The following is a 24,120-nucleotide window of genomic DNA, read 5'->3' on the forward strand; positions in this document are numbered from 1 at the left end:
TGGACACCTGAGCCATGAAGGATGCTGGTCTGTCCAAGGAAGCGACGGTCGGCCTTGTATGCTGGCCGGACTGGCGTCGCCACGACGCTTACCACTATGCTAGACGATTGCCACGCACTGGCTGGGCCTGGGAGTTTCTTCGGCGCAATCCACAATTCCAGCGCGACCACGCCAAAATGGCACCGTCCGCCTGCATTGTCGGACCCCAAGGCGACATGCAGATAATCGAGTTGACGACAGGATCAGCTCTCCTAAGACAATGGAGCCTTCTTTTTCGCCGACGCGCCACTTTCGGACGCTACATCGGCAAGGGTCTTTTGGGATCCGCGCGATTGCGCCTGTATTCTACGAGCGGCCGCGGAGCCGCTTGGGCTCGACCACGATTTTGAACCGCTTCACCTTTCTTCGCTCTCATGCTGCAAGGACATCCTGATGACAGCTGCGGGCGTGCAGCACGTGCTGCTGAGGGAGAACTGCCGGAGTCTGCAGATCGCCGTTTCCGGTGCGTCCGTCCTCCGCCCGTTGCGGCTATATGTTGACGCGATCGTTCAGCCGCAGCACCTCAAGTTCCATGTTGCTGCCCTTCAGTTCTTGAACCACGTCAATGGTTGCGCCCGCCTGTCAGCTGCTTGCTTTCCGCCGGAACACCGCGGAGCGCGTCTGCGTATCGTACTCCAGGCTTTGGATGGCTCGCTTGCCGGAGCATCTCATCAGGAGGTCGCCATTGCCTTGTTCGGGACACGCCGCGTCGAAGAAGATTGGCGTCATCCAGGTGGCCATCTTCGCGATCAGGTACGTCGCGCCATCCAACGTGGCCGCTACCTGATGGGCGGCGGCTACAGACAGTTCCTGAGGTAATTGGGGTGGTTGCGATTGTCTTATTCGAACGCGCAACCTCCATTTCTGAGTGCAATTGTGCGTTGCACAAAACGTGGCAAGCGCCTAGTTCTTCCGCGGCGAATCGCGGCGAAGCACTGGGACCCAACCTTCGTCGATGAGTGCATTCATGCCTTGAGGATCCCGATGACCGTTATGAACCCCGACAAAGCCGGCGCGGCAAGCCTTGAGACTATCGCGCGAAACGGCAGCATGCTGCGTCGCATAGCCGTACGCATTCCGACCTACCTGTCGGATATTCGCGAGAACCCGGCGTGGCTGCCCATGTTCATGTTGGCGCGCACCATGCCGGCACGGAGAATGCACTGGCGTGGTGCAAAGCCGGTCCGAAGGTCGCAAAGAGCCCAGGACACGATGTTTGCCGGTATCAATTGCCAGGACGTTGTCGACGCGCTGCGGATGGATGGGCTTTTTCCCGGCCTCGTCCTGCCAACAATGGTGGCTGAAGATGTAGCCGCATTCGCCAGGTGCACACCTTGTTTCGGCAATTTCGATCGCCGACTCGAATTCATGCCGGCGGAGCATGCGGAGGCTGAGGCGCGGTTTGGCCGTCCGTTGCTCAGCGGTCATTATTTCGAGCGCATTCTGGGCTGTAACTCGGCCGTTGCCATCCAAAACGATCCGCTGCTCATGGATATTGCCGCGCACTATCTCGGCGGCCAGGCGACGCTGATCACAACGCGCGTCTGGTGGAGCTTCCCGACCGGCCAGGCGTCGGACGCCGACAAGAACCTGGCTTCGCTCGGCAAATACCACTTCGATCTGGACGACTGGCGGATGCTGAAGTTCTTTTTCTATCTGGTGCCCGTCGACGAGGGGACCGGCCCGCATGTCTATGTCCGCGGCAGCCATGATCGCCGCGCCCTCAAGCACCAACTTACGCTTGTCGTCAGCCATCCCGCGCAAGAGATTCTGGACGTGTACGGCAAGCAGAGCCCGGTCACGCTGACCGGCGAGGCCGGTTTCGGTTTCGTCGAGGATCCGTTCGGGTTCCATATGGGCACCGTGCCGGCGCACAGGCCACGGCTGATGATGGAAGTTGGCTTCGGGGTTTCTCCTCCATCACGCCGCCGCTTCCATGGCGAGCCTGTGATCCGCTGATTTCGAAAAGTCCCGAAACAGCCTTCCCGGACCACAAGTCTTGTGAGGCAAGATAAGGGTATGCCGCCAATCGATCTGTTCGGCGCCCAAAGCGGTTGTCCGCACATGCCTTGAACTGGGCTGGTGCAATGAGTCTCGCCTTTGCTCCAACCAGCGCATGAATGCCTGCTTAATCGAGGTTAGATGGCAGTGCGCCCCAAGATCCTCCTCGATATCGCCTCAGATGCTCTTCGAAAACCTCCTCTACGGACCGAGTCATCTCGGGTCCCCTTTGCAGTGCCCGGAAGGTGGTGCACAGCCGTATCGTGCTTCGGAATCCTGAATGGATGCGAGGGGCGGTTTTCCTCGGGCGGCGCATGCAACGGTGCCGGCATGACAGCTTCGTCTTGGATCTGATGCTCGGCAACGTCGGCGGTGAAGGCTCTGTTTAGGCGGCTTACCCGGACATGGCCTCAATGCAGGAGATCGGCCATCTCCCTGTTCGAGCACATCATTGGCGATCAGGCGCCTGCGGCCAAGGCAGTTGGCTGATTAGCCGAGCGTATTCGGCTTCAGCCCTGCCATACGACCCGTCAGCCAGCGCAATCAGACGCGTGCGATCAAGGATAACGACCTCTCCTCGCATCGATCGTATCAGACCTTGCCCCTCTAATATTTGCAGCGCTATGGTGACGCCGGGCCGCCTGACACCGAGCATGACTGATAAGAACTCGTGCGTAATCGCCAAGCGGTTTCCGTCCACGCGATCATCACACATCACCAGCCATCTTGAGAGCCTATCGACGATGTTCATCCGGGCATTGCTGAGCGCGGTGAAGCTTGCCTGGAGGTGAAAGTAGTGAACGTAGCGGAGCAGAAAAGTTCGCAGGGTTGGGCTTGTCAAAAGCGCCTTGGTGAAGAGGCCCGCGTCGATAACAAAGGCGCGGGCTTCTAATTGCACGTAACAATCGTGCGTTGATCGGTCATCGCCCATGATAAGCGCTGAGCCGGTCATGCCCTCACAACCAATGATTCCGATCTCAGCTTCAATACCAGGCCGCAGTTCGCCCACCACTGACCCGAGACCGCTCTCGAAGAAGTACACGGTTCTGATTGGTGACCCCGCCACTTCGAGATGCGTCTTCAGTCCAAGGGAGACGCTTTCCAAGTGAGGTTGCAGCAATGCCAAATCTGCCGAGCACATTCGAAGCAGCAGCGAATTGCGATAGATGGAATTTTGGCGGGTGTCGCGTTGCGCGGCAGTGTGAGTTTGTGAACTGGAGTCTGTCATAGCTCCCTCTCCCTATTGGGGCGGTAGCATGTTGATCGCTCACAGCCGACGGACGCCCTTAGAGTTGCCGTCGATGGCACACTGTATGCCTGCGAACCCCGGATGTCCCATTTTTTTAATTAACTGCGTTGGTCGGCGCGAGCCAAGGTTTGGCGCGCCCGCGCTAACACGGCATTCAGATACTCCAGGAATTCGTCATTGCTTTTCGTTGACAAGCCGACTGGTCGAGCGCGAGTCACAATGCGCTCCTGGAGTGAAACCGCTGCCTCATAGTGGTCCACGACCAGCTGATATGAAGCGCCTACCGGGGCGGATTCAAAGGGCTGTGCCATCATCCCAAACGTAGTTCCACAATGATGAGAGTCCATGCCGGCCGCCGCTTCGGTAACAATCCTACAATATGCTCGAGACTGGCCGCGCTCTTTGTTATCCTCCCAGAAATCCAGCAGCCTTGCGTGTCGCAGCTTCGCTTAGCCCAAGGTTTTGACCCGGCCGACCAGTCGAGCTTCAGCCACTCGGCCTTGTCTTCCTTACGTCACTTCGGAACCGGTCCGCCGACCTTGCCCTGCACACGATCCCAGGGCGTTTGCCGCTTGTCGGCCTTGAAGGCTACCATCGCCCGCCCATGATCACCTGCGCAGCTTTGCCGCGTCCGTGTTGCACTCCAATATGTCCATCTGCTTTTGCCCGAAGCATTTGATTTTGCCCCGGTGCGCACTCCGGCTCGACGACGGCTGTCGAAATCAGACTGCTGTGGATGCACTACCATTGACCGGTACTAGGATTCTCGACCTCGCCGATAAGCTCGTCTGTACAGCAAGCGACCTTCCTTCCTGCCTATCCCAATATCAAAAGTCAAACCCGTCCGCAGATGCATATGCCTGGCAGCATGTGTCGGTCTTTGGCCACGCATCTGCGACACCGAAATCAAGTAGCCCGCCATGGCGCGACCCTCAATCTTCCACTTCACGGAGCCTGCCCTGCCATTCAAGGTCAGTCAGCACTTCGGCCTCCACAGTCATATTTTCCGCGAATTCACTGGCATGTTCGGCGAGAAGCTTTCTCGCCGCGACGACCGCTGAACGCTTTCCTTCGCACTTCTCGTGGAACCTGGCTACGCTCTGGCCTACGTGGTCGCCGTTCCATTTTATTACGCCCACTATGGCATACCAGACGCCTTTCCCGGTCCTGCGACGTCGCAGAATTTCGAGTCGCTGATCTGCCACCTGGGCGATGGCTTGATAGAGAAGTTCGTGCTCCGGGCGGTCGGCACCTCTCGAACGAGCCTCATGGGCAAAGCCCTTCAGGCTACGCTCCTTAAGTTCAGCTACTGCGTGCGAAATCTTCCACAGATTTGCGGTAGCCTCGTCGAGTGCGAGCCGAGCATCATAGGTAAGCGGCGGTCGCTTCACCGAAACGCCCTGCGCGGATCTCATCTTGTCCGACTTCACCTTCGGCCAGATGTCTGCGGCAATCCTGTCGAGTTCGGCCTTGCCCACTACCCAGCGGTGCTCCTCCTCAGCCCTCTTCTTGGAGAGCTTTGGCTGAAGTGCCACCACCGTTCCCTTGTTGTCGGAATCATTGAAGGTGGCGCTCATAATGTCGCTAGTCGACCGTGTGAGGCCTTTTCGGATATCGCCCGCAGCATCGAAAACCCAATAGGCTCCTTGGGCATCTAGAATCCGATTCGGCGCGGTGCCTTCGTTCTCAACTATCACCGAGACGACCCGCTGGCGTGTGCCGGCGTATTGCGTGAGAGCGTCCTTTCCGAAGATCATTCCCTCCACAAGCCGCCGCGATAGCCGCAGAGGTTCGCTGTTCTCCGGGAATATGTAGTGACGACTGGACACCCGGCTTCGCTCCTTCGATCGCCGAAACGCGATGGCACATTCATGGTAGGCGGCTGTCTAAAGATTGCAGTATCAAAACTCATTGGCAGCATTTGATCAACTATCGCTCACGCTGCTGGATACGAGCAGCTGTCGCACTTCGCCGGAGAACAAATAAGTCAACCGCGAATTGACTGTGAGAGGGTTGCCCATCACTTCGTCTCTTCCCCGGCGATGCGCTTGACGCAGATCGGGCCGCCCTTCGCCATCGGGGTACATTGCCATTCCGGACCGAAGCCGAAGTTCGTGTTCTTGCCAAGGCCAGGAACGAGCACTGACAAACCGGACCGCAGCGAAGATGGCGCTGGCGGCAACCGGGCTGAAGCCGGGCATGGAGGTGGTCGACCGCCGGCGTGACCAATTGCGAATTCGTCGCCGGCGACGCCTATGAACTCGCTACTCTGGTGTCACGCCCCGCCGACCTCGTCTTCATGGCCAACGCTTTCCATGGCGTCCCGGACCGACCGCGGCTGGCACGTGCCGTGCGCGAGGCGCTCGCCCCCGGCGGGCATTATGCCATCGTCAACTGACACCGGCGCCGCGCGAGACGACGACGGTCCTGGGCGAGCCGCGCGGCCCGCGAAGCGAACTCAGGCTGTCGCCGAGACAGACCATCGCCGATCCAGAAGTCGGCGGCACAATGCTTCTACATGCCGGACTGCCTGACTAGGGCTCGCAGGCCGGTCGTCCGTCCACTGTCCAAGGCCTGCTGGCCTTTCTGAGGCCGTGATCCTGCCGCGGGTGAGTCTGGCGATTCTCATAAGAGCGTCAGGCGCGAATAGAACTTTAGGCCACCACAGCAGCCGACCTATCCATGGGGTGGATGGTAGTGATCACTACAATCAATTGTACCAATATCATGGAATACTACTACAAGGCCGCCACTTAAAGCGGCCGGATGGGTATCCGTCTCGCGTGGGCTGATGCTGCTCGCAAAAATGCGGAGACGAACATGTGCGGGATTGTTGGCATCGTTGGGCAACAGCCGGTGTCGGATCGGTTGATCGGCGCGTTGAAGGGTTTGGAATATCGCGGCTATGATTCCGCCGGCGTTGCGACGATCATCGACGGTGCCTTGCACCGCCGGCGCGCCGAGGGCAAGCTTGTCAATCTCGAGAGGCGACTGAAGGAAGAGCCGCTGAGCGGCAAAGTCGGCATCGGCCACACGCGTTGGGCAACCCACGGGGCCTCGACGGAACGCAATGCGCACCCGCACTTTACCGACGGTGTCGCCGTCGTCCATAACGGCATCATCGAGAATTTCACCGAGCTGAAGGACGAATTGGCGGCGGATGGCGCCGAGTTCCAGACCGACACCGACACCGAGGTCGTTGGGCATCTCTTGGCAAGATACCGCCGCGAGGGCATGAGGCCGCAAGAGGCCACGCGTGCCATGCTGAAACGCGTCAGGGGCGCCTATGCGCTTGCCATCCTCTTCGAAGATGAACCGTCGACCATCACGGCGGCGCGCAACGGACCACCGCTGGCGATCGGTCACGGCGACGGCGAGATGTTCCTGGGCTCCGACGCGATCGCTCTTGCGCCCTTCACCAATGAAATTACCTATCTCATGGACGGCGACTGGGCCATTATCGGCAATTTGGGCGCCCATATCTTCGATATCGACGGCCATCCCGTCGAGCGTCCGCGCCATATCTCCACGGCCGCGGCCGATCTGGCCAACAAGGGCAGCCATCGCCACTTCATGGAGAAGGAAATTTACGAGCAGCCCGAGGTCATCGCCCATGCTCTTCGTCATTACATCAAAATCATAGAGGGTCGTGACATGGTTCCTGGCATCGATTTCGCCAAGGTTCCGAGCTTGGCGATCTCTGCCTGCGGGACCGCCTATCTCGCCGGACTGATCGGAAAATACTGGTTCGAGCGCTATGCGCGCCTGACGGTTGAAATCGACGTTGCGTCTGAATTCCGTTACCGCGAGATCCCTTTGCCGCCGCAGTCCGCGGCTCTTTTCATTTCGCAATCCGGCGAAACCGCCGATACGCTTGCATCGTTGAGGTACTGCAAGGAGCGTGGACTGAAAATTGGCGCTATCGTCAATGCCTGCGAATCGACCATCGCTCGGGAGGCCGATACGGTCTTCCCGATCCTTGCCGGACCGGAGATCGGCGTCGCCTCTACCAAGGCTTTTACCTGCCAGCTTGCCGTTCTAGCCGCACTCGCCATCAGCGCCGCCAGAGCCCGCCGGACCGTCCCCGAAGGCGAGCTGCAGGCACTCGTCAGGAGCCTCGCCGAATTGCCGCGCGTCTTGGGCCAGGTACTCAACAGCATCCAGCCGGAGATCGAGTTCTTGTCGCGCGAACTGTCAAAGTGTCGTGACGTCCTGTATCTCGGCCGTGGCACCAGTTTCCCGCTAGCGATGGAAGGAGCGCTGAAGCTCAAGGAGATTTCCTACATCCATGCCGAAGGCTATGCAGCGGGTGAATTGAAGCACGGGCCAATCGCATTGATAGACGAGAACATGCCGGTGATCGTCATCGCGCCCCATGACCGCTTTTTCGACAAGACCGTCTCCAACATGCAGGAAGTGGCTGCCCGTGGAGGGCGGATTATCCTCATCACCGATAAAAATGGGGCAGCCGCATCGAAACTCGACACCATGCACACGCTCGTGCTGCCGGTAGTCGACGAGATTATCGCGCCAATGATCTTCTCGCTGCCGATACAGCTTCTTGCCTACCACACGGCGCTCTTCATGGGGACAGATGTAGACCAGCCGCGCAATCTCGCAAAATCGGTCACGGTCGAATGATTGTGAACCTGTACAGATGGCGAAGCTCTCGATGGAAAGCTACCCTTTGTCTGGATCCGGATGAAAACCAGATGACCAGTGTTTGCTGGAATTTGGAATCCCTTTTTTCGGCCGGTCGATCGGGGCACAGGGCGATCGAGCTTCCTAGAGCCGACGTCAGCACGCAGCCGGGGGCTTTCAAGAGTGGGTCTTTCGCTCCCCCGCCGGTGGAGATTGGCCGAAGGAAGCAGTGTCCGTACCGGGAGTTCGAGTTGGTGTTCAGAGTTCCAGGGCCCCCTCCTGAGATGGCCTGATCGGCTGTAGCGCATCCGACCTGCGATCCTTCGCGAATAATTCTCGCCGTTGGCTTTCTTGATTAGAAGGAGGTGAGCCGCCATATTCCGACCCAGCTCCTAATTCAGGCGGCCCATTCCATGGATGAGGCCGGTCCGGCTGAATGGACGTCCATTTTTTGATTTGCTTGGTCTGCGCCGCCGGGGGGGTATCTCCCGAGGGAGCTCCCATGTTCTTGGAGATGTTTATGAACGATTCGCGCATTCCCGAACCAGTCTTGACGGCTATGTCGCAGGGGACCCACATCGTCCGCGCTTATCGTGAGCACCTTGGGTATTCGATCGAGGACCTGACGGTCGCGAGCGGGCTTGCCGCTGAGGAAATTCAAAACATCGAGCGAGGTCTGAGGTACAACAAGGGATATCGGGATCGGATAGCGAGATCGCTTTCCATACCTGTGGGAATCCTTGAGGCAGAGTCGCACATTTCGGACGCCGCCTGATCAGTCGGATGATCCGCAATGGGTGGACTACCGCTCTTGTGATGTGAAGCTTGCGGCTGATTGTAGACGCTGATTCCGTTGGGATGCCTCTGGCGCAGTACCGCCAAGAGAATCTCGTCAACTTTCCGATGCAGGAACCCTTCACATGGGCTCGCGAACAACAAGGCGATGTAGCCGCCCGGAGTGCTACGAAACGTGCACGAGGGCATCGGCTCGCGACGAAGGATTGTAACGGCGAACTCTTGGTAGTTCGGCGAGGCGATGCTGGCGCTTGAGCATCAACTCGGCCTACGAGAGTGGCTACTCCTAGGCTGAATCGGCCAACATGGCCGGCATCGCGCCGCTCTGAAAATAACATGGCGGGCATCCTGACGTTTCCGGGTTGACTATGGGTGTTCGAACCACGAAAAGGGGCCGCTCTTCGTGAGTGGCGTGCGCCGGCAGTCTAACCCCAAGCCCCCCCGCCCAGGCTGCCGGCGCGCTTCTAGAAAGATCGAGGTAGGCACTCGCTGCGCTCTGCCCGCCGACACCTTGTGCTTCCTCCAGCGAGTCCAGCGGACCACCATGGGTGTTGCCAGTTCTGGTGCTTACCCACGTCCATTTGCGATCTCGGGTCATTGAGAGTACCGCAAGCACCCTCTCTGCTGGATGGTAACGCGGCTCGCGCCGCCCGTATGCAGCGCAAGCTCCATGCATGAGGTCGTCCCTTCAAAATACTTGATGCAGCTGCGCTTGCGTAGCTCCTTGCATGCGCTCGATGCCAGGAGGAGACCTCTGTCTACGCTCGCATCGATGCAACGCCGTTGATCACCATCATCGCGGCGACCGCTTCGCGGGGGCCGCAGCCGTTTTGGAGCATGACGATCATGCCGGCGCCATCGCAGTGACGCACATGCAAAATTCACAGATGCATTCTCGCCCAATGCTAGGTGCCCAGCATATGTCCGGCATCCCGCAACGCGGCTACGAAGAGACGGGCATTGCCGTTGGCATCCATCTTGGCCTGCATCGACAGGGGCATCCTGTGCCAGCTCTCCAAGGACGCAATGTAATGTGAGAACATACCGTTAACGATGCAATAGTGGGTAACTAGGCCGTGTACATCCAACGCCAGCACGCCGAATTGGCCGCCGTGATATCGGATGGCTGCGACCCGCTGGACCTGCGCGTCACCGTCGATCCGCACGTCGAAAAGCAGGATGCCGCGGCTCCTGGTGGCTATCTCGGCGGCTTTTTCAGCGAAGCTCAACGAGAGCGAGCGGACGCTTTCGACTGCCATCTGTAAAACCATCAAGTTCAGTTCATCCACTGACATAAGGTACCTGTGCGCAAGACATGGGTGATTGCAATCGACCACACCGCTTGTTCACAGATGTCGGCTCATCACCGGTTATTCAGGGTTTGCCGGTCATCTTTGCGGCAAGCCATCCGGGCTCCTTGTACCCTGCAACCGTTGCAGTGGCGTCCCTCGGCGCTCCGAACCGCCAGGCTCTGCTCGTCGAGAACTTTGTCCGCGAGCAGCGGCCGCTTGAGCATTCCGCTGAAGCGTGACGTCTCATCAGTCCGTGTCCTTGCAGCTCACCGCGAGGGCGTTTTGCGCACCGCACGCAAGCGCACGAAACTGGTCTCCGTTCACTTCACAAAATGGTTTTCCTGAAGTACTGGAGCGCAGAGAAATCTCCGGTCGCAGCCTACCCGGTTAAAACAAGGACCCAACGATGAAGACTCTCGTCGTCTGCTCCGGCGGATTGGATTCCGTTACTCTTGCTCACAAGGTGGCAGCGGAGCACCAGCTTACCGGCCTGCTATCGTTCGATTACGGCCAACGGCATAGGAAGGAATTGGGCTTCGCCACCCTTTGCGCGGAGCGCCTGGGCGTCCCGCAGCGAATCATCGATATCCACGAGATCGGCGGCGGCCTTTCCGGCTCCGCGCTGACCGACAATGTGGACGTGCCCGATGGGCACTATGCCGAAGATACGATGAAGGTAACGGTGGTGCCCAACCGGAACGCCATCATGTTGGCCATTGCCTTCGGCCTCGCCGCAGCGCAAGACGCTGACGCGGTGGCGACGGCCGTGCATGGTGGGGATCATATTGTCTATCCCGATTGCCGTCCGGCCTTCATCGATGCTTTCCAGATGATGCAGGACCACGCGCTCGACGGCTACGCGCAGATTCGCCTTTATGCACCCTATGTGAACCTGACGAAGGCGGACATTGTTAGGGATGGAGCCACATACGGCACGCCCTTTGCGCAGACCTGGTCCTGTTACAAGGGCGCCGAGCGTCATTGCGGGAGGTGCGGGACCTGCGTCGAGCGGCGTGAGGCGTTCCACATCGCTGGGCACCCGGACCCAACCGAGTACGAGGACTCCGACTTCTGGCTCGGAGCGCTGCGAAGGACCACCGCGTAATGTTCCGCATCACCAAGGAATTCCACTTCTCAGCCTCGCATCAGCTCACCTCATTGCCACCCGATCACCAATGCGCGCGCCTGCACGGACATAACTACATCGTCGAAGTGGAGCTTTCAGCGGATGGACTGGACGATCACGGCTTCGTGCGCGACTACCACGATTTGGCGCCATTCAAACGCTACATAGACGAGAGCTTCGACCACCGACATCTCAACGACGTGCTGGGACACGAGCAAGTCACGGCGGAATATCTGGCCAGACATTTCTACGACTGGTGCAAGGCACGCCTGAGCGAAACCGCGGCCGTGCGGGTGAGCGAAACGCCGAAAACCTGGGCGGAATACCGGCCATGACCAATACGCATCCCGCAATCCGCGTTAGCGAGATTTTCGGGCCGACGATCCAGGGCGAGGGCGTGCTCATAGGTTTGCCGACGATCTTCGTCAGAACCGGCGGGTGTGACTTTCGCTGTTCCTGGTGCGACAGCCTGCATGCTGTGGACAATCAATTCCGCCATGAATGGGAGATGATGTCCGTCGGCGCGGTGTGGAAAAATGTGCTTGCGCTTTCCGGTGGCCGCCCGCTTATGGTGTCACTGTCAGGCGGCAATCCGGCCATCCAGCCGCTCGGCGCGCTCATCGACCGAGGCCATGGTGACGGTTACCGTTTTGCGCTGGAAACCCAAGGTTCGCTTGCCAGGGACTGGTTTGCGCACCTTGACGTGCTGATCCTCAGCCCAAAGCCGCCGTCAAGCCAAATGACGACAGATTGGGCCGCTGTCGAGGCGTGCCTCCAGGCGGCACAAGGCAAGCCCCAAATCGTGCTCAAGCTCATTGTTTTCGACGAAAGGGACTACGCCTACGCGAAAGACGCCGCTGCGCAATTTCCGCAACTTCCGATCTATCTGCAACCCGGCAATCACACGCCGCCACACCCGGCAAATGATGACGCGCCCGTCGACCTTGACGGAATATTGAAGCGCATGGAGTGGCTGGTTGACAGCGTGACCCGCGACAAATGGTTCGAAGCCCGCGTGCTACCGCAGCTGCACGTTATGCTCTGGGGTAACAAGAGAGCCGTCTAGGCCAAGCCCTTTCCGCCGGAACTGCACCGGCATATTCGGGTGAACGGGTGGTTCAACGTTGACCGCGCTGCCGGGGTGCTTGCGGACTTCTGCCACCGGCCCAAGTGTTGTCAGCCGCTTGCACGGCACCTTGCATTCTCCTTGCAAGGTCGAAGGGAGCTGTCGCCGACAACCATGATCTCACAGGCAGGGCATGAGCGGGCGACATCGTCGCCATGCCAAGACGCGTCTGGTCCGCTTCGAACCGTCTCGGCCGACGGTCGCCGGTCAACAGTGGAAAACGATCGCAATCGGTTCACGATCGAGTGAGAGCCATGACCGTTCCTCTGCGGTGCTCAGACTGCCGCCGAGTGCCTGGCCGTTCCAGTTTCGAAATATTTGTCGAACCTGGCCGCGATGCTTCGGACGAAAGGGCGACTTTCAGCCGGCACAACGAATCTGTCGCCATCAAGTTCAAGCAATCGAACCGGATCGTGGAGGGCCATGGAACTTGACTGAAGGAGGAGCCTCTGGCCGGCCTCGCCGAAGCGTTCCACCAGATCGATGGCCGAGAAGGCGAAGTCGCACATCAAACGTTCGATGATCCAGCCGCGAACGCGGTCGTCGTTGGAAAGTGCGATACCCCGAACAGCGGCCAGCCCGCCGTCATCAACCGTGCATCGATATTCGCTGGTCGAAGGCATGTTCTGCGCATAGCCCTGCCGAAACTGGCTGATGGACGATGGGCCTAGCCCAATCAAGGTTTCGCAGCAATCGTCGGTGTAACCCTGAAAGTTCCGGTGCAGTGTTCCGGCGCGGGCGGCAAGGGCCAGGGCATCGCCGGGTTTGGCGAAATGGTCGAGGCCGATTGCTTCGTACCCCTGGTCCACGATCGCCCGCGCCGCCAGTTGCAATTGAGCAAATCTCTCCGCGGGACCGGGCAGCCATGCCTCGTCTATCATGGTCTGATGTTTCTTGAACCACGGCACATGGGCGTAGCCAAAAAGCACTATCCTGTCGGGTTCCAAGGTCAGCGCCTGCGCGACGGTGGAGGAGACGCTCTCCCTCGTCTGGTGCGGCAAGCCGTAGAGCAGGTCTAGATTGACCGATTCGACGCCGCGCGAACGAACACCGTCGACTACCGCTTTGGTCTGCAAAAAGCTCTGCTCGCGGTTGATTGCCTTCTGAACCTTCGGATCGAAGTCCTGGACGCCGAGGCTCGCACGGGTCGTGCCGATTTCGGCAAGCGCATCGAGGCGGGCATCGTCCATATCATTGGGTTCGATTTCAACGCTGATCTTGGCGCCGGGAAGAAAGGCGAAGCTGTTGCGCAGGACGCTTCCCAGCGCCACAATATCCTCAGGTTCCAGCATCGTCGGGGAACCGCCGCCGAAATGAACCGCGCGAACTCGGCCCTTGCCGGTAACAAGGCCGCCAACCGTGGCGATCTCCGCATACAGCGAGCGCAGATAAGCGGCCACCGGCTCGTAGTGGCGGGTCTGTTTGGTATGGCACGCGCAGAACCAGCAGAGCCTGTCGCAATAGGGAATATGCAGGTAAAGCGATATCTCGTCACCACCTTCGAGCGCCTCCAACCAGCCTCGGTAAACGACGGCATCGACGCCCGCATGGAAATGGGGCGCAGTCGGATAACTGGTATAGCGCGGGACGTTCTCGCCAAATCTGGCAGCTAGCTTTTGTCGCATGTCGTGGTCCACCGTGTTTGCGTCGCCCGAACTGTGGATGCTTGGATGAGCCTAAGCCCTGATTTCGATCAACCTTCAGCACGGACAAACTGCCGCAAGGATTTTTCTACCGTGGATTGCTATCCTGCCCGCACTGGACCGGTAGAGCGATCGAATGACATTACGGCAGGATATTCACAGTTCCGGCATTCCCGTTCTTTGCCTGCCTTGCGAGGCACGGCGCCGCGGTGTCTGTGGCGCGCTCGAGCCAGACGATTTGGCTCAGCTCGCCAAGACGTCGTCGCGGCACAATATCGAGCCGGGGGTCGAACTGATCGGCGACGCCGAGGCGGTGGACTGTTATTCAAACGTGCTTTCAGGCGTGGTGAAGCTCACGAAGAGCCTTTCGGACGGCCGCCAGCAGATCGTCGGTCTCCAGTTCGCGCCGGATTTTCTGGGACGGCCCTTCAAGATGAAAAGTGCGATCAATGCGGAAGCGGCAACAGCTGTCTCGCTGTGCTCGTTTCCGAGAGCGGCCATCGAACGGATGATGAAGCAGTCACCCGAATTTGTGCATCGCCTGCTCAAGCAGGCGCTGAACGAACTTGACGGGGCCCGCGAATGGATGGTGACTCTGGGGCGCAAGACCGCACCAGAGAAGGTGGCGAGCTTTCTCCTCATGATTGCCCGGAACATCGACTCCAATGTTGACCCGGCGGCTAGGTCGGCGTGCTTCGAGCTGCCGATGACGCGTGCCGACATCTCTGATTTCCTTGGAATCACAAACGAGACCGTGAGCCGTCAGCTGACCAGCCTGAGAATGGACGGCGTGATTCGGATCGAGAACAACCGCCGCGTCACCGTGGACAGCATGAGCCGGCTGGAACGGCGCTGCGGCGGCCAAGGCGCAACAGCCGTTTGAATGACACGAAGCTGCATGGCCCACGCCACTTACTTCATTCGGGGCAGGGCATGCTCGCGTTGGGCTCAGAAGACATCGCGCAGCGACAGCCCGTTCTAATTCCGATCGTATGCGCCAGTTGCGTTTCGGCTCGTCGGCGAAGCATCCACACTTGGCCGAAGTCAATATGCCTCATACGCAGGCGAAAATCGCGTCCAAACCATAAATGTAACGAAGGCAGCGCAACGCTGGCGCTGGCTGTTCCAAGGCATTGAAACGATCGACGTTCGGTAAGGCATCGGCCTGCTTACCAGCGTCACAGAAGGTGCGCTTCCCCACACGCCCGCGATCGCCTCCATACCCGGGCCCCAACTGGGGACGCCGGGCCTGTCCATAAACCGGCGGCCGCTGCTGCACTTCCACATTCCCACACAGTCTGATCGCACCGAACTCGATGCTGCTCGAAGCAAAATGGTGCGGCTCTGACATGGATCAGGGCGAGCAGGCGACGGCTGCGCAATAAGGCACCGCGGTTTGGCATCCGCCGGAATTGGAAATCGGGGCTTGCGATGAAATTCGGCAAAGAAATCGTGCTTCTAAGCCTGTTCGCATTCGCGGCTTTGGTGGCCGCTGGCGCTGGGGTGGATGAACCCTTTCGCCAGCATATGTGGGTCTTGTTCTTCGCCTTGGCTGGCTTCACTGCGATCCTGTTGCGCAACACTGAGTTCAAGCCTGCCGCGCCGATCGACCCGTCCGCTTACATGGACGGGCCAATCCGCTTTGGCGCCATCGCCACCATGTTCTGGGGTGTCATCGGCATGCTTGTCGGCGTGGTCATCGCGCTGCAGCTTGCCTATCCCGATCTCAACATCCAGCCCTGGTTCAACTTTGGCCGTTTGCGGCCACTGCATACGTCGGGAGTCGTCTTCGCCTTCGGCGGCAACGCGCTGCTTTGCACGTCTCTCTATGTCGTGCAACGCACCTGCCGCGCCCGGCTGTTCGGCGGCGATCTCGGCTGGTTCGTGTTCTGGGGCTACCAGCTCTTCATCGTCATGGCAGCGACTGGCTACCTGCTCGGCATCACCGAGAGCCGCGAATACGCCGAGCCCGAATGGTATGTGGACATCTGGCTGACCATTGTCTGGGTCGCCTATCTCATCCTGTTCCTCGGCACGATCCTGAAGCGCAAGGAACCCCACATCTACGTCGCTAACTGGTTCTACCTGTCCTTCATCGTCACCATCGCGATGCTGCATGTGGTCAACAACCTCTCCATGCCCGCCTCCTTCCTGGGCTCGAAGAGCTATTCGGCTTTCTCCGGGGTCCAGGACGCTCTGACGCAATGGTGGTATGGCCACAACGCCGTGGGCTTCTTTCTGACCGCCGGCTTTCTCGGCATGATGTATTATTTCGTACCCAAGCAGGCGAACCGGCCGGTCTATTCCTACCGGCTGTCGATCGTCCATTTCTGGGCAATCATCTTTCTCTACATCTGGGCTGGACCCCATCATTTGCACTACACCGCCTTGCCCGATTGGGCGCAGACGCTCGGCATGGTGTTCTCGATCATGCTGTGGATGCCGTCATGGGGCGGCATGATCAATGGCCTGATGACGCTGTCGGGCGCCTGGGACAAGCTCCGCACCGATCCGATCATCCGCATGATGGTGATGGCCATCGCCTTCTACGGCATGTCCACCTTCGAGGGCCCGATGATGTCGATCAAGACGGTCAACTCGCTGTCGCACTATACCGACTGGACCATCGGACACGTCCATTCGGGCGCACTCGGCTGGGTTGGCATGATCTCGTTCGGCGCGCTTTATTACATGGTGCCGAAGCTGTGGAACCGTGAACGGCTCTACTCGCTGCGCCTCGTTACCTGGCACTTCTGGCTGGCGACGCTCGGCATCGTTGTCTACGCGTCGGTCATGTGGGTGTCCGGCATCATGCAGGGCCTGATGTGGCGCGAATACGACGAGCAGGGCTTCCTGGTCTACTCCTTCGCCGAAACCGTGGCCGCCATGCACCCCTACTACATCATGCGCGCCATCGGCGGAGCCATGTACCTGTCCGGCGCCCTGATCATGGCCTGGAACATCGCCATGACCATCCTTGGCTACCGGCGCGAGGAGGATCCGATGCCCGGCTCCGTTCCCGCCCTCCAGCTTGCGCGATGATGAGACAGAAAATGAGGTTGATGAACAGACACGCGGTCATCGAGAAGAACGCTACACTTCTTCTCGTCGGGTCGCTGCTGGTCGTGACAATCGGCGGCATCGTCGAGATCGCGCCGCTCTTCTATCTCGACAACACGATCGAGAAGGTCGAAGGCATGCGGCCCTACTCGCCGCTCGAACTGGTCGGGCGCAACATCTATGTGCGTGAGGGATGCTATCTATGCCATAGCCAGATGATCCGCCCGTTCCGTGACGAGGTCGAGCGCTATGGGCATTACAGCCTGGCGGCCGAGTCGATGTATGATCATCCCTTCCAGTGGGGATCGAAGCGCACCGGACCGGACCTCGCTCGGGTTGGCGATCGCTACTCAAATCTTTGGCATGTCGAGCACCTCACGGACCCTCGCTCCGTGGTGCCGGAATCCATCATGCCGAGCTATGGCTTTCTGAAGGATACGCCGATCGCGGTGAAGGATTTCTCGACGCATCTGGTTGCCAACAGGCGCGTCGGTGTCCCTTACACCGATGACATGATCGCTAACGCCAATGCCGATCTGATGGCGCAGGCCGATCCCAACGCCGACACGTCCGGCCTCGAGGCCCGCTACCCCAAGGCCAGGATAGGCGATTTCGACGGTGATCCGCAGCAAGTCACCGAAATGGACGCCCTGGTTTCTTATCTCCAGATGCTCGGCACGCTTGTCGATTTCAAGAACTACGATGAGACCGCGGGCTACCGCTGAGGACAATGGCGATGACGTACAATTTCATGCGGGAGTTTGCCGACAGCTGGGGCCTGCTTGCCATGGCTCTTTTCTTCATCGGATCCGTTGCCTTTGCACTTCGTCCCGGCAGCCGCGGGCAAGCCGGCGAAGCAGCTCAAATTCCTCTGAAGGAGGACTGATCATGAGCAGCGATCACATTGACGAGGTTTCCGGCATCTCGACGACCGGTCATGAGTGGGACGGCATTCGCGAGCTCAACAACCCGCTCCCGCACTGGTGGGTCATCACCTTCTACATCACCATCGTCTGGGCGATCGGTTACACAATTGCCTACCCGGCATGGCCGCTGTTGCACTCCGCGACAAAGGGCGTACTTGGCTATTCCAGCCGCAACGAAGTCAAGAACGAGTTGTCCGCGGCCGAAGCGGCAAAGGGCAAATATGTCGCCGCAATAGAGTCGAAAAGTGTTTCGGAGATTGCTGCGGATGACACGCTGCGCGAATTCGCCGTCGCTGCCGGCGCCGCCGCGTTCAAGGTCAATTGCGTGCAGTGCCACGGTTCCGGCGCCCAGGGGTCCAAGGGCTTTCCGAACCTAAATGACGACGACTGGCTGTGGGGCGGCGAGGTGGACCAGATCCAGCAGACGATCGCTCATGGCATCCGCTTCGCCTCCGACCCGGCTACGCGCCTGTCGGAAATGCCGGCCTTTGGCGACATCATCACCGCCGATCAGATCAAACAGGTCAGCACCTACGTTGCCAGCCTGTCCGGCACTGTCGGCGATCAATCGTTGGTCGCGCCCGGCGCCAAGGTCTTCGCCGAAAATTGCGTGGCCTGTCACGGCGACAATGCAAAAGGCAACAAGGAACTCGGCGCTCCAGATCTGACCGACGCCATCTGGCTCTACGGGTCAGGCGAAGCGGCCATCGCCGCCCAGGTCACCGCGCCGAAACAGGGCGTGATGCCGGCCTGGGGCGCGCGCCTCGGCGAGACCAAGGTCAAGGAACTGGCGGTCTACATCCATTCGCTTGGCGGCGGAGAATAGGAGCAGAAGCCTATTCTCGTCCTCCCCCTCCCGCCAAGCGACGAGGCCCGGCGCAAGCCGGGCCTCGGCATCATCCAGAACCGATGAGTCGGTTTCCGGCGAAATCGTCGCTGGTGACTGGAGCTTCTCGTGCTTGATAACACGCAAATAGAAAGGATCGAACCCACGCCGGTCAACTCCGCCAAGGTGCGTCAGCCAATGTACGCCGCGCGCAAGAAGATCTTCCCGAAGCGGGCCTCGGGCAGCTTTCGTCAGTTCAAATGGCTGGTGATGGCCGTCACGCTCGGCATCTACTATCTGACGCCGTGGCTGCGCTGGGACCGTGGCCCGTTTGCGCCGGACCAGGCCGTGCTGCTCGATGTCGCCAACCGGCGTTTCTACTTCTTCTTCATCGAGATTTGGCCGCAGGAATTCTATTATGTGGCAGGCCTTCTGGTCATGGCCGGCGTCGGTCTTTTCCTGATCACGTCGACTGTCGGGCGCGCCTGGTGCGGCTATATATGTCCGCAGACGGTATGGGTCGATCTGTTTCTGGTCGTCGAGCGCGCGATAGAGGGCGACCGCAACGCCCGCATGAAGCTGGATGCAGGTCCCTGGACCGCGCGCAAGCTCGTGCTGCGGGTGTCGAAACACGCCATCTGGCTGATCATAGGCGCGCTGACGGGCGGCGCGTGGATCTTTTATTTCGGTGACGCGCCCAGCCTGCTTGGCGAACTCTTCACCGGCACGGCAGCCCCCGTCGCCTACATCACCGTCGCCGTGCTGACGGCAACGACCTACACGTTCGGCGGGCTGATGCGCGAGCAGGTCTGCACCTATATGTGCCCATGGCCGCGCATCCAGGCAGCGATGCTCGACGAAAGTTCGCTCACCGTCACCTATAATGACTGGCGCGGCGAACCGCGTTCGCGTCATGCGAAGAAGGTGCAAGCTGCAGGGCAGCCAGTCGGCGATTGCGTCGACTGCAATGCCTGCGTCGCCGTCTGTCCGATGGGGATCGACATTCGCGATGGCCAGCAGCTCGAATGCATAACCTGCGCGCTCTGCATCGACGCCTGTGACGGCGTCATGGACAAGCTCGGCAAGGAGCGTGGGCTGATCGCCTATGCGACGCTCTCCGACTACAACGCCAACATGATGCTGGCGACTGCAGGCGGGTCCAGCTCGGTCAATCCATCGCTGATCAGGACCGCTGGTGGCACTTTCTCCGACAAAGTGGCGCATTTTCACATCCGCAAGATCTTTCGGCCGCGCACCTACGTCTACATGGGCTTGTGGTCGCTGATCGGCCTGGGCCTCCTCTACTCGCTGCTGACGCGCGACCGGCTCGAAATCAATGTCCTGCACGACCGCAATCCACAATTCGTGACGCTCTCCGACGGCTCGATCCGCAACGGCTACACCGTCAAGCTGCTCAACATGATCCCCGAGCCGAGGACGATCGTCGTAACCATGCAGGGCCTTGAAGGCGCTGACATGGTCGTCGTCGGCGACGACATCCCCGCAGGCCGCTCCTTCGCCATCCCGGTCGAACCCGATCGCCTGAAAATGCTGAGGGTCTTCGTTCGCCAGCCGGCGGACCAGATCCGCGCTCCGGCACAGACCTTCAAGTTCCGCGTCGAGGACAGAGCCAGCTTCGAGTCGAACGAGTACACCGCCACCTTCAACGCGCCGGAGACTGCCAGATGAGCGCCAGAACACAAAAAACCCGCGAATTCACCGGCAGGCACATGTTGGCCATCATCCTGGCCTTTTTCGGTGTGGTCATCGCGGTCAATCTGACCATGGCGACGCTTGCCAACACGAGCTGGACCGGCCTGGTCGTCGAAAACACCTATGTGGCGAGCCAGCAGTTCAACAGGAAGGCCGAGGAAGGGCGGGCGCAGGCAGCCCTCGGCTGGACCGGCAAGCTGACCATCGCATCGGGTGAAGTCCGCTACGGCCTCATCGACGCCGCCGGCAAACCGGTTCCCTTGCATGGCGTGAAGGCGCTGTTTCGCCATCCCGCTTACGAAAAAGAGGATGAATCCATCAAGCTCGTCCTCGCCTCGGGTCAGGAATTCGCCGCCCAGCATATGCCGAAGGACGGTGTCTGGATCGTCGAAATCGACGCCGATGCCGGTCTGGCAAGACCATATCGCGACGTGCGCAGGATCATGATTTCCCATGGAGCGCTGAAGTGAGCTGCTGCGCGCCGGGCGCCGAAATGGCGCTGGATTTGGTCAGCGCCACCTCGGTCCTGCCGTCCAGCCAGGAAATCAGGCTGGCGAGCCGATCGCTTGGCGATGATCTTCGTCAGACCGATCTTTCGGTCCCCACGGTTCATTGCGCGGCCTGCATCCAGGCGATCGAGACAGCACTGGGAAAGCTCGATCAAGTGGAGAGCGCTCGTGTCAACCTGTCGACGAAGCGGGTCGCGGTCCGCTGGCGTGGAAACCAGGTACCACCATTCGTCGCCGCGCTGGGACGGCTGGGCTACGAGGCGCATCTGTTCGACCCGGAGATCGACAACAAGGACAAGACGCTTTCGGAGCTGATCCGCGCCGTTGCTGTCGCCGGCTTTGCGGCGGGCAACATCATGCTGCTTTCGGTCTCTGTCTGGTCCGGTGCTGAAGGCGCTACCCGCGACCTGTTCCACTGGGTCTCGGCGCTTATCGCCATCCCGCCACTGGCCTTCGCCGGCGGCATCTTCTTCCGCTCGGCCTGGAATGCGCTGCGTCACGGCCGCATGAACATGGACGTGCCGATCGCGGTCGGGGTGTCGCTGGCCTACGCCATGAGCCTCTATGAGACGATCAACCATGGCGACCACGCTTATTTCGATGCATCGGTGTCGCTGCTGTTCTTCCTGTTGATCGGCCGCACGTTGGATCACGTCATGCGGGAGCGTGCCCGGACCGCCGTGAAAGGCCTGTCCCAGTTGGCCGCACGTGGCGCCATGGTGCTGCGCGGCGATGGTGCACGCGACTATCTGCCGGTTGGCGAGATCGAACTTGGCATGCTGCTGTTGATCGCTGCCGGCGAGAGAATCCCCGTCGACGGCAAAATCTTTCAAGGGGCATCGGATCTGGACTGTTCGCTTGTCTCGGGCGAGAGCACGCCCCGAAACGTGGCGCCAGGCGAAGCCGTGCAGGCTGGTGTCCTCAACCTAACCGGCCCGCTGACGATTGAGGCCACAGCCGCCGCGAAGGATTCGTTCCTGGCGGAAATGGTACGCCTGATGGAAGCCTCCGAAGGTGGTCGCGCACGCTACCGCCGGATCGCCGATCGCGTTTCAGCGCTCTATGCTCCGGTGGTGCATCTCACCGCCTTCGTGACCTTCCTTGGCTGGATGGCGGCGACCGGCGACTGGCACCGGGCAATAACCATCGCCATTGCCGTTCTGATCATCACATGCCCGTGCGCGCTCGGCCTCGCCGTACCGATCGTTCAGGTGGTCGCGGCGCGGCGCCTGTTCGAGAGCGGCATCATGGTCAAGGACGGTTCGGCCATGGAGCGCCTGGCGACGATTGATAGAGCGGTGTTCGACAAGACCGGAACGCTCACGCTTGGACAGCCCCGGCTCGTCAATGCGTCGTCGATCGATCCGGCCATGCTGGCAATCGCGGGAGACATGGCTGCGCACTCGCGTCACCCGTTTTCAAAGGCCATAGCCGGTTTTGCCCGCCTTGGCGGGCAGCACAAATTCGATGGCGTCACCGAGCACCCGGGTTTCGGGATCGAAGCCACAGCCGCCGGTAGTACCTGGCGGCTGGGCCGGCGCGGATGGGCTGCATGGAAGGCCCGCACCGGCGGCGAAGGCAAACATGGCTATGGCGGAACGGTGCTGACAAAAGACGGGTTCATTGTCGCGACCTTCGATTTTGAGGACGCGCTGCGCGCCGACGCCAGGGCGGCGATTGGGCAATTGAGCCATGCTGGGGTGTCGGTGGAAATGCTGTCGGGCGATACCGCGGGCGCCTGCGGCGAAGTTGCAAAAATGCTGGGTGTCGACATTTTTATTCCGTGCCTGCTGCCGTCCGGCAAGGTCGAACGCATTGAGACGGCGGCGAAAGACGGACACAGGGTTCTGATGGTTGGCGACGGTCTCAACGACACGCCTGCGCTGAGCGCTGCGCATGTCTCGATCGCTCCTGCCACCGCCGCCGACATTGGCCGCAACGCGGCCGATTTCGTATTCCTGCGCGAAAGCCTTCTGGCAGTGCCTCTCGCGCTGGATGTCTCGCGCAAGGCGGGAAGCCTGATCCGACAGAACATAACAATTGCGATCGTTTATAATGCTGTTGCCGTGCCGATCGCCATTCTGGGCCATGTTACGCCTCTTATCGCCGCGGTCGCGATGTCAGCCTCGTCATTGCTCGTGGTTGGAAATGCCATGCGTCTGCAAGGCTTCGCAACGGGTGCGTCGTCCGCGATTGCGCGGCAAGACAGGCCCGCGCGGGCCGGCGCCTTGGCTCAATCGTCATGACGACGCTCGTCTACCTCATCCCCGTAGCGCTATTCCTTGGCGCACTCGGCCTGTCCGGCTTCCTTTGGGCGTTGAGAAGCGGCCAGTACGAGGATCTCGATGGCGCGGCGGAGCGCATTCTCATCGACAGCGACGACGGCGCGGAGAATGCCACTCGTTCCAAGTGACTCAGATCAACGCGCCGCGGGTCGGGATGTCCTATCGTCGTCCGACGAAAGATCAGGAGGGTTAGGATGCAAGCCGAATCCTTAATGACAAAGCCAGTCATCACGACGCATGCGAACGCGACGATCGCCGAAGCGGTCATGCTTTCAAGCAAAGTCAGCTGCCTGCCAGTAACGACCAGCGACGGCACCTTGGTTGGCATTGTAAGCAAAAGCGACTTCTTGCGCCGAGAGGAACTCGGAACCCAGCGTGTGCGTCCGCGATGGCTGGAGCTTGATCTTGGCCCGGGCACAACCGCCAATGACTATGTGTGCGCTCGAATGGACGGATCATCCATCAGGTGATGACCACACACCTCATCTCGGCGCCTCCTGTCGACCTCATGATGCAACACCGCATCAACAATGTCCCGATTGTCGATCGGGAAAGGGTCGTCGGCATCATCACGCGAACTGATTTGCTGCTTGTCCTGATCCGCCATGCCGAAACAGGGAACCACGCCACCCGATGACGAACTGATCCGCAAGGCTATCCTTGCCGAACTGCAGCCACAAACCTGAGCGGTGGGACTTGATCGATGTGAGGGTCAGCGACGGCCTTGTCGAACTGAAGGGGGCGATTGTCGACGAGCGTCAGCGGAAGGCAGCGATCGTTGCGGCTGAGAAGGTTGCCGGCGTCGGGCAAGTCAAGGACCGCCTCCTCCTCAGAACGGATCCGTTCTCAGTGATGGTTTCATAGCTGCGAAAAAAGCGGGGACGCCAAG

General features: G+C 60.0%; 25 protein-coding genes. 21 read left to right on the forward strand and 4 right to left on the reverse strand.

Annotated elements, in window-relative coordinates; translation table 11 throughout:
• Positions 1-14 precede the first annotated feature (14 nt).
• The 3 genes from NKI21_RS16235 to NKI21_RS16245 all read left to right on the forward strand — a co-directional run bounded on the left by NKI21_RS16235 (position 15) and on the right by NKI21_RS16245 (position 1,998).
• Positions 15-389, forward strand: a complete 375-nt coding sequence (locus NKI21_RS16235; protein WP_352487474.1) for a transcriptional regulator domain-containing protein — start codon at positions 15-17, stop codon at positions 387-389.
• Positions 390-432: 43 nt separating this feature from the next.
• Positions 433-858 (forward strand): DUF2285 domain-containing protein, encoded by a 426-nt coding sequence (locus NKI21_RS16240; protein WP_352866280.1) that lies wholly within the window; start codon positions 433-435, stop codon positions 856-858.
• Positions 859-1,023: 165 nt separating this feature from the next.
• Positions 1,024-1,998: a hypothetical protein gene (locus NKI21_RS16245; RefSeq protein WP_352866437.1), complete on the forward strand. Its 975-nt coding sequence runs from the start codon at positions 1,024-1,026 to the stop codon at positions 1,996-1,998.
• A gap of 490 nt (positions 1,999-2,488) precedes the next feature.
• On the opposite strand, the gene NKI21_RS16250 is transcribed toward NKI21_RS16245, so the two are convergent.
• Together NKI21_RS16250 and NKI21_RS16255 are read right to left on the reverse strand one after the other, a co-directional pair.
• Positions 2,489-3,268 (reverse strand): Crp/Fnr family transcriptional regulator, encoded by a 780-nt coding sequence (locus tag NKI21_RS16250; protein ID WP_352723291.1) that lies wholly within the window; start codon positions 3,266-3,268, stop codon positions 2,489-2,491.
• Between the two features lie 953 nt (positions 3,269-4,221).
• The gene (locus NKI21_RS16255) at positions 4,222-5,046 is read right to left on the reverse strand and encodes a hypothetical protein (protein WP_352866283.1); all 825 of its coding nucleotides are present in this window, start codon (positions 5,044-5,046) and stop codon (positions 4,222-4,224) included.
• 464 nt (positions 5,047-5,510) lie between these two features.
• Here NKI21_RS16255 and NKI21_RS16260 point away from each other — a divergent pair, with 464 nt between their 5' ends.
• The 3 genes from NKI21_RS16260 to NKI21_RS16270 all read left to right on the forward strand — a co-directional run bounded on the left by NKI21_RS16260 (position 5,511) and on the right by NKI21_RS16270 (position 8,705).
• The gene (locus NKI21_RS16260; RefSeq protein ID WP_352723293.1) at positions 5,511-5,687 is read left to right on the forward strand and encodes a class I SAM-dependent methyltransferase; all 177 of its coding nucleotides are present in this window, start codon (positions 5,511-5,513) and stop codon (positions 5,685-5,687) included.
• A 422-nt stretch (positions 5,688-6,109) separates the two neighbouring features.
• Positions 6,110-7,930 (forward strand): glutamine--fructose-6-phosphate transaminase (isomerizing), encoded by a 1,821-nt coding sequence (gene glmS / locus NKI21_RS16265; RefSeq protein WP_352866286.1) that lies wholly within the window; start codon positions 6,110-6,112, stop codon positions 7,928-7,930.
• A 520-nt stretch (positions 7,931-8,450) separates the two neighbouring features.
• Positions 8,451-8,705 (forward strand): helix-turn-helix domain-containing protein, encoded by a 255-nt coding sequence (locus NKI21_RS16270; protein ID WP_023735822.1) that lies wholly within the window; start codon positions 8,451-8,453, stop codon positions 8,703-8,705.
• 925 nt (positions 8,706-9,630) lie between these two features.
• Here the strand turns inward: NKI21_RS16270 and NKI21_RS16275 are convergent.
• Complete coding sequence (locus NKI21_RS16275) at positions 9,631-10,020, reverse strand: hypothetical protein (RefSeq protein ID WP_023735820.1); 390 nt, start codon at positions 10,018-10,020, stop codon at positions 9,631-9,633.
• A gap of 403 nt (positions 10,021-10,423) precedes the next feature.
• Between NKI21_RS16275 and queC the strand changes: the two genes are divergently transcribed.
• The 3 genes from queC to queE are packed head-to-tail and all read left to right on the forward strand — an operon-like array spanning position 10,424 to position 12,209.
• On the forward strand, positions 10,424-11,122 hold the full coding sequence (queC, locus tag NKI21_RS16280) for a 7-cyano-7-deazaguanine synthase QueC (protein ID WP_023766604.1): 699 nt from the start codon (positions 10,424-10,426) through the stop codon (positions 11,120-11,122).
• Complete coding sequence (gene queD / locus NKI21_RS16285) at positions 11,122-11,478, forward strand: 6-carboxytetrahydropterin synthase QueD (protein ID WP_023673552.1); 357 nt, start codon at positions 11,122-11,124, stop codon at positions 11,476-11,478. Before queC ends, queD begins: the two co-directional genes overlap by 1 nt.
• On the forward strand, positions 11,475-12,209 hold the full coding sequence (queE, locus tag NKI21_RS16290; RefSeq protein WP_023735817.1) for a 7-carboxy-7-deazaguanine synthase QueE: 735 nt from the start codon (positions 11,475-11,477) through the stop codon (positions 12,207-12,209). Before queD ends, queE begins: the two co-directional genes overlap by 4 nt.
• A gap of 335 nt (positions 12,210-12,544) precedes the next feature.
• Here the strand turns inward: queE and hemN are convergent, their stop codons facing one another.
• Positions 12,545-13,894: an oxygen-independent coproporphyrinogen III oxidase gene (gene hemN, locus NKI21_RS16295; protein ID WP_352441141.1), complete on the reverse strand. Its 1,350-nt coding sequence runs from the start codon at positions 13,892-13,894 to the stop codon at positions 12,545-12,547.
• 154 nt (positions 13,895-14,048) lie between these two features.
• Here hemN and NKI21_RS16300 point away from each other — a divergent pair, with 154 nt between their 5' ends.
• From NKI21_RS16300 to NKI21_RS16355, 12 genes are all read left to right on the forward strand, one after another.
• Positions 14,049-14,795, forward strand: a complete 747-nt coding sequence (locus NKI21_RS16300) for a Crp/Fnr family transcriptional regulator (protein WP_352631725.1) — start codon at positions 14,049-14,051, stop codon at positions 14,793-14,795.
• A gap of 548 nt (positions 14,796-15,343) precedes the next feature.
• The gene (ccoN, locus tag NKI21_RS16305; RefSeq protein ID WP_352866291.1) at positions 15,344-16,954 is read left to right on the forward strand and encodes a cytochrome-c oxidase, cbb3-type subunit I; all 1,611 of its coding nucleotides are present in this window, start codon (positions 15,344-15,346) and stop codon (positions 16,952-16,954) included.
• 11 nt (positions 16,955-16,965) lie between these two features.
• A complete protein-coding gene (gene ccoO / locus NKI21_RS16310; protein WP_352866294.1) occupies positions 16,966-17,697 on the forward strand; it encodes a cytochrome-c oxidase, cbb3-type subunit II in 732 nt (243 codons plus the stop codon).
• Positions 17,698-17,708: 11 nt separating this feature from the next.
• Entirely contained in the window at positions 17,709-17,858 is a 150-nt protein-coding gene (locus NKI21_RS16315; protein WP_352555398.1) for a cbb3-type cytochrome c oxidase subunit 3, read from the forward strand.
• A 2-nt stretch (positions 17,859-17,860) separates the two neighbouring features.
• Positions 17,861-18,724 carry a cytochrome-c oxidase, cbb3-type subunit III gene (gene ccoP, locus NKI21_RS16320; protein WP_352866298.1) on the forward strand — a complete coding sequence of 288 codons (864 nt, stop codon included), beginning with the start codon at positions 17,861-17,863 and terminating at the stop codon, positions 18,722-18,724.
• A 129-nt stretch (positions 18,725-18,853) separates the two neighbouring features.
• Positions 18,854-20,413 carry a cytochrome c oxidase accessory protein CcoG gene (gene ccoG, locus NKI21_RS16325; RefSeq protein ID WP_352866300.1) on the forward strand — a complete coding sequence of 520 codons (1,560 nt, stop codon included), beginning with the start codon at positions 18,854-18,856 and terminating at the stop codon, positions 20,411-20,413.
• Entirely contained in the window at positions 20,410-20,907 is a 498-nt protein-coding gene (locus tag NKI21_RS16330) for a FixH family protein (protein WP_352441137.1), read from the forward strand. The genes ccoG and NKI21_RS16330 overlap by 4 nt, the downstream gene beginning before the upstream one ends.
• Positions 20,904-23,192 (forward strand): heavy metal translocating P-type ATPase, encoded by a 2,289-nt coding sequence (locus tag NKI21_RS16335; RefSeq protein WP_352866303.1) that lies wholly within the window; start codon positions 20,904-20,906, stop codon positions 23,190-23,192. Before NKI21_RS16330 ends, NKI21_RS16335 begins: the two co-directional genes overlap by 4 nt.
• Positions 23,189-23,359: a cbb3-type cytochrome oxidase assembly protein CcoS gene (gene ccoS, locus NKI21_RS16340; protein ID WP_023762793.1), complete on the forward strand. Its 171-nt coding sequence runs from the start codon at positions 23,189-23,191 to the stop codon at positions 23,357-23,359. The genes NKI21_RS16335 and ccoS overlap by 4 nt, the downstream gene beginning before the upstream one ends.
• Before the next feature lie 66 nt (positions 23,360-23,425).
• A complete protein-coding gene (locus NKI21_RS16345) occupies positions 23,426-23,701 on the forward strand; it encodes a CBS domain-containing protein (protein ID WP_245272648.1) in 276 nt (91 codons plus the stop codon).
• Positions 23,701-23,868 (forward strand): CBS domain-containing protein, encoded by a 168-nt coding sequence (locus NKI21_RS16350; protein WP_348625571.1) that lies wholly within the window; start codon positions 23,701-23,703, stop codon positions 23,866-23,868. Before NKI21_RS16345 ends, NKI21_RS16350 begins: the two co-directional genes overlap by 1 nt.
• Positions 23,869-23,936: 68 nt before the next feature.
• Positions 23,937-24,095 carry a BON domain-containing protein gene (locus tag NKI21_RS16355; protein WP_352656962.1) on the forward strand — a complete coding sequence of 53 codons (159 nt, stop codon included), beginning with the start codon at positions 23,937-23,939 and terminating at the stop codon, positions 24,093-24,095.
• The last annotated feature ends 25 nt before the right edge of the window (positions 24,096-24,120 follow it).

It is taken from the genome of Mesorhizobium sp. M0715, from assembly GCF_040320355.1.
Lineage (GTDB): Bacteria > Pseudomonadota > Alphaproteobacteria > Rhizobiales > Rhizobiaceae > Mesorhizobium.